The sequence below is a fragment of the Atribacteraceae bacterium genome (assembly GCA_035477455.1).
Lineage (GTDB): Bacteria > Atribacterota > Atribacteria > Atribacterales > Atribacteraceae > DATIKP01.
In genome coordinates, this window is record DATIKP010000046.1 from 1 (window position 1) to 4,895 (window position 4,895).

Sequence of the window (4,895 nt, forward strand, 5' to 3'; positions counted from 1 at the left end):
CTATACGCCTCCCGGATCGATCAACTATGCTTGGGATGACCGGGCTACCGCTTTCCAGCTGGGAAAGGTGAGCATGGCCTCTACTTGGACGGTGCGCACACCTATGTACGCCGATCCGGCTATCTCCACCGTGATCGATAATTTTGGAACCACCGTTTTCCCAGCACTTGAAGGAATCACCACCTCACCGCCGGTAGGCGGATGGGTGATGGGTATCGCTCATGACAGCCCTAGTAAAGATTTGGCCTGGGAATACATCAAATGGTTCTGTAGCCCAGAGATTCACAAAAAATTCTGCGCGGCGGGTGGTCCTCCCAGCCGGTTGTCTGCAGTTAACGATCCCGCCCTGATCGAAGCCAACCCATGGTACCATACGATTATGGAGACTGCTCCCTTGACCTTCGTCGATTGCCGTCCCCGAGTTCCGGAGAGCTTTGAGATCATCGATGTTGTCGGTCTGAAGATATCTGAAGCGTTGTTGGGTGAGATCTCCTCCGAGGAAGCTATGCAGGGTGTGCAGGATTATGCGACGATCTTGATGAAACGAGGGGGCTATCTCGAGTAAACAGCTCTTTCGGAAGATTCGAACTAGGGGAGAGAACATTCTCTCCCCTAGTTTTTTCCAGGAGGAAATACCGTGGTTAAAAGCCTTCCGAAAGTCGGCATGATCCTCATGTTGCCGACGATTATCTATCTGCTTTTCCTCTCCATCTACCCGATGCTCTATACCTTGATACTGAGCGTCCGTGACTTTAACCTGGCTCGCCCAGATCTGTCCGTATTTGTGGGGGTGGAAAATTTTGTCCGCTTGATTCAAGAAGATCTTTTCAGAACCGCGTTGTTCAATACCTTTGTGCTCACGATTGTGAGTATTGCCCTGGAACTGGTGTTTGGGTATCTGGTTGCCGAGATATTCGACAAAAGGCTTAAGGGAATGGAATTCCTACGCACGATATACATGCTGCCCATGATGGTCACCCCTGTGGTTTGGGGTCTGATCTGGATGTATATTTTTCACCCGACCTTCGGCTTAGCCAACTATCTGACCATTCGCTTGGGGATCGGTTTTTTGCCATGGTTCGCTGCTGGTGAAACTGCCATGTTGACTTTGATCCTGATCAATATCTGGCAGTGGACTCCTTTTTCCACTATCATCTTTCTAGCCGGCCTGTCCAGCATTCCCCGGCATCTCTATGACGCCGCTGCGGTGGATGGCGCCAGATGGTATCAGTCTATGTTTTATGTCAAGCTCCCTTCTCTGAAAAACATCACCTTGGTCATTCTGCTTATTCGTCTGATGGACAATCTCCGTTTGTTCGACTTGGTTTATTCGACCACCCAGGGGGGACCGGGAAGCGCTACGGAAACGATGAGTTACTTTGTCTACCGGCATGCTTTTCGTTTTTTCAACCTCGGTTTTTCATCATCAGCTGCCCTGGTGATCTTGGTTATGATCATCATTATCAGCCAGATCATGATCAAGCTCTTTTATCGAGGAGGGGTCGTCGGTGAAACCTAAACAGAGAAAAAAAGCAATCAACCTGTTTATTTACATAGCCTGCTTGGTGATTGTTCTGGTCAGTATCTTTCCAATTGTCTGGATCTTTCTTTCCTCATTCAAAACTCGGGTTGAAATTTTCTCCATTCCACCGGTTTGGATTCCTTCTCTCAATATTCAGAACTACCTCCAGGAGTTCACCGGCTCGGCCTCACGCTTACCCTTTTTGTGGAACTCGCTCAAGGTTGGCCTATTCAGCACGTTATGCGTGGTCTTGATCGGCTCACTCGCCGCCTATGGACTAGCCAAGTTTCCGGTTCCCGGGAAAAAACACTGGGAATTCTGGGTCTTGAGCGTTCGAATGATGCCTCCCATCGCTTCGATGATACCCTTGTATCTGATCTTGCGCAGTGTCCGATTACTGGACAGCAATGCGGGATTGATTATGGTTCATATTGGGTTTAATCTTCCTTTTGTCGTCTGGATACTGGCCGGTTTCCTGCGCCAGATTCCGCGTGATATCGAAGAAGCGGCACTCCTCGATGGATGCACCTGGTTTCAGGCCATGTTCAAAATCGCCTTACCCCTGTCCGCACCGGGCTTGGCGACCATCAGCATTTTCAGTTTCATGTTTTCCTGGAACGAACTATTGGGAGCACTTGTGTTAACCGGAAGGAACGCCAAAACACTGCCGGTGGCGATTTCTGAATACTGGTCTCAGACCCAGATCCGGTGGGAATCCATGACCGCCCTGTCGGTGGTTCATATCATACCGATCATTATCGTGACTTTCATTATCCAGCGATATATAGTACGGGGATTGACGATGGGAGCCGTGAAAGAGTAGCCGGGAATCCGGGGGAGTAACCGGATAAGTATGTGGTTGTGGTGGCGGATTGGTGGAAACAATCAACCACGGTCCCTTCGTATTTTCGTTTGGTAATTTTTCGTGAAAAACCGGTGAATCTGTCAATATTCTATGAAAATGCCCCTCTTTTTTTACCTTTATTGAAATGGAAGAGCCTTCCCCTCACTGCTACTTATCACCTAGGCCAGGGTAACGGTACAGGGTTTCCCGGGTTTCCCGCTCTGATTCCTCACGAAAAAGGAAGAACCGGAGAAGGGATCTGCCAGGGGTGATCCTGTTTAGGAGTCATCGGTTTCCGAGGTTTTTCCGGTGGTTGGGGAACCACCGCTTTCTTGGGAACCTCTTCCAAAGCTGTCACTTGGTAAACAGAACCGTTGTGCTGCATCTTGACCCCCCAGCGGGGAACGGAGAGGAGCGCGACCGTTGAGCCGGGCGCCAGGGGCAGAACCTTCCCCTGGCGCCCGGCCTGGTGCCTGGCTCCCCCAAACGAGAAGTGGGAGCCGTTATTCACTTTCCGGGTCTCCTCGCGGCACAAAATACTGTCTAAAGGAAGGTCCTCTGTCAGGGGGCGGAAGGCCGACTCAGGGTCCCGGGGGTGCCCGGCCAGACTTCTGGTTGAACTTCTGGATGAAGGTGGCCAGGAAGGCGTTGGCCGCTTCCAGGCTGGAGATCCCGGCGATCTGCAGTTCCACCGAAGTGATATTTTTTGATTATGGCTCGTCCATTACCAATAGAGTTTCCCGGAGCTGTATATCAGGTTACCAGCCGGGGAAATGAAAGAAAAGTCATAGGTTACTGTCCGCTATAACTGGCTCTGCCACGCCTATTGCCTGAGTAAGAAACGGGATACAGGCAAGACCTATTTGGAAAGACCTCAGAGCGCAAAGTATTTTGGGTGAGGATGATTTTATGGAAAGATTAATCGGCTATGTGAAAGGACGGGAGAATATTCCTGATATACCAAAGAGCCAGCGCTTCATAAACAGGCCGGCATTGGAATTCCTTTTTCAGCGAAGATACGCTTCGAGATAAAGGCGCAAGAGCTAAGCGGATAAAAGAGGCGGTAGAGAAGTATGTAAACTGTTCCCCGCATGTGCGGGGGTGATGTTTTCTGGTCTTTAAATCCAGCAGAACCTGGACAACTTACACAGTCAATTTTCGGTCAACGCTCAGTAACACCAACAGCTAGACCCTGAGCGCGCAACGGAACCCCCTGGCGGCATAGTAGGACTCCGCACCGTTGTGATATACGAAGACAGTTCCATAGCGGTAATCACCGAAGATGGCGCCGCCGAGTCTCCTGATGTCCGGCGGTGTGTGCAGCCAGCTCGAGGTCTTCGTATCGAACGGTCCGAGTTCCTGCAATCTCCGGTACTGTTCTTCAATCAGAAGGACAGCTCCCATGGCGGTGGCCATCTCGACCGCGCTGGCTTCTGGTTTGTGCTTCTTCCTCGCTTCCAGCGCTTGGCGGTCATAGCACACGCTCCTGCGACCCTGTGGACTTTCCGGGGAGCAATCAAAGAAGAGGTACTCGCCCGTGCTCTTCTCCTGGCCTATCACATCTGGCTCGCCGCCACTCCTCTCCATCTCGCTGAGCGACCACAGCTTGCCGGGCTCACCTTCCAGCCTCGCTCGCACCTCCTCCCACTCGAGGCCCTCGTGGCGGTGCATGTTTGCCTCAAAACGAACCTTGATCGTCGCCAGCAGTTCTTCGCGTTCGCTTGGTCCAAGGCTCAACGTACCTTCCTTTGCCATGTGTCCTTGCACCCCTTCTGTGTATCGCTCCGCACGCCCATGACACATAACGTCCCCAGCATAAAATTACTCCGAAATATGCACTTGGCGGAAAAGAAGCCTGAAAAGTTTGGATGTCAGGTCACCATTTTACCTTTTGTAAACGTCTTTTCTATGTCGTGCATGATAAATATTAACAATCTTATTTGAAGTGTCGACTTGATAAATTACACGGTAATCTCCTACCCGTAGTCGATAACTCGATTCTGATCCTCTCATTTTTCTTGATTGCACAGGAAAGGGATCTTCTGAAAGACCTTCGATAGCTTCAAGAATCTTTGAAATAAACTGCTTGTCAATTTTCCTCAAATCATGTTCTAATGATCTTTTCGGGTCAATTTTAAATAAGCCCATCAGCTTTCAGTCTTTTCTTAAGCTCATCAAAATTGATTGATGGTTCATCTTTTCTTTCGGCAATAACAACCAGATCATGAATGTCTTCCAATAATTCATCATATTCTTCTACCGGTAGGATCACTGCTGTTTTCCTGCCTGACTCATCGACTACGAATTGTGTATTCATCTTACACCTCCATCTTCTTCTTTTTTTAGAAACACCCAAAACGCTAACATTGAGCCCCCGTGTTCTAGTAATCAGTCGCTCAATATATCTAAAAGTAACTCCCTATTCCTGACCAATTTCTAAATCAGGGGTTCCTCTTACTCTTTCTTGTAAGATTGCTTCTTGGAGTTCCTTCTCCGTTTTTAAATTCACCTTCTGATTAGCCATTATAT

At 49.4% G+C, this 4,895-nt stretch carries 6 protein-coding genes; 3 read left to right on the forward strand and 3 right to left on the reverse strand.

The window, feature by feature from the left end:
- The 3 genes from VLH40_02670 to VLH40_02680 all read left to right on the forward strand — a co-directional run.
- The coding region (locus VLH40_02670) for an extracellular solute-binding protein (protein ID HSV30913.1) at nt 1-565 on the forward strand (565 nt) is incomplete at its 5' end.
- A gap of 72 nt (nt 566-637) precedes the next feature.
- Nucleotides 638-1,519, forward strand: coding sequence for a sugar ABC transporter permease (locus VLH40_02675; protein HSV30914.1), 882 nt, complete (start codon nt 638-640; stop codon nt 1,517-1,519).
- The gene (locus VLH40_02680) at nt 1,509-2,345 is read left to right on the forward strand and encodes a carbohydrate ABC transporter permease (GenBank protein HSV30915.1); all 837 of its coding nucleotides are present in this window, start codon (nt 1,509-1,511) and stop codon (nt 2,343-2,345) included. Before VLH40_02675 ends, VLH40_02680 begins: the two co-directional genes overlap by 11 nt.
- A 250-nt stretch (nt 2,346-2,595) precedes the next feature.
- On the opposite strand, the gene VLH40_02685 is transcribed toward VLH40_02680, so the two are convergent.
- The 3 genes from VLH40_02685 to VLH40_02695 all read right to left on the reverse strand — a co-directional run bounded on the left by VLH40_02685 (nt 2,596) and on the right by VLH40_02695 (nt 4,683).
- Entirely contained in the window at nt 2,596-2,877 is a 282-nt protein-coding gene (locus VLH40_02685; protein HSV30916.1) for a hypothetical protein, read from the reverse strand.
- 674 nt (nt 2,878-3,551) lie between these two features.
- A complete protein-coding gene (locus VLH40_02690) occupies nt 3,552-4,121 on the reverse strand; it encodes a DUF4256 domain-containing protein (GenBank protein ID HSV30917.1) in 570 nt (189 codons plus the stop codon).
- Nucleotides 4,122-4,500: 379 nt separating this feature from the next.
- Nucleotides 4,501-4,683: a hypothetical protein gene (locus tag VLH40_02695; GenBank protein ID HSV30918.1), complete on the reverse strand. Its 183-nt coding sequence runs from the start codon at nt 4,681-4,683 to the stop codon at nt 4,501-4,503.
- Nucleotides 4,684-4,895 lie beyond the last annotated feature (212 nt).

Bases quoted from the DNA above. Each gene is read 5' to 3' on its own strand.
- VLH40_02695 (HSV30918.1), bottom strand. From the start codon at position 4,683: ATGAATACACAATTCGTAGTCGATGAGTCAGGCAGGAAAACAGCAGTG.
- VLH40_02690 (HSV30917.1), bottom strand. From the start codon at position 4,121: ATGGCAAAGGAAGGTACGTTGAGCCTTGGACCAAGCGAACGCGAAGAA.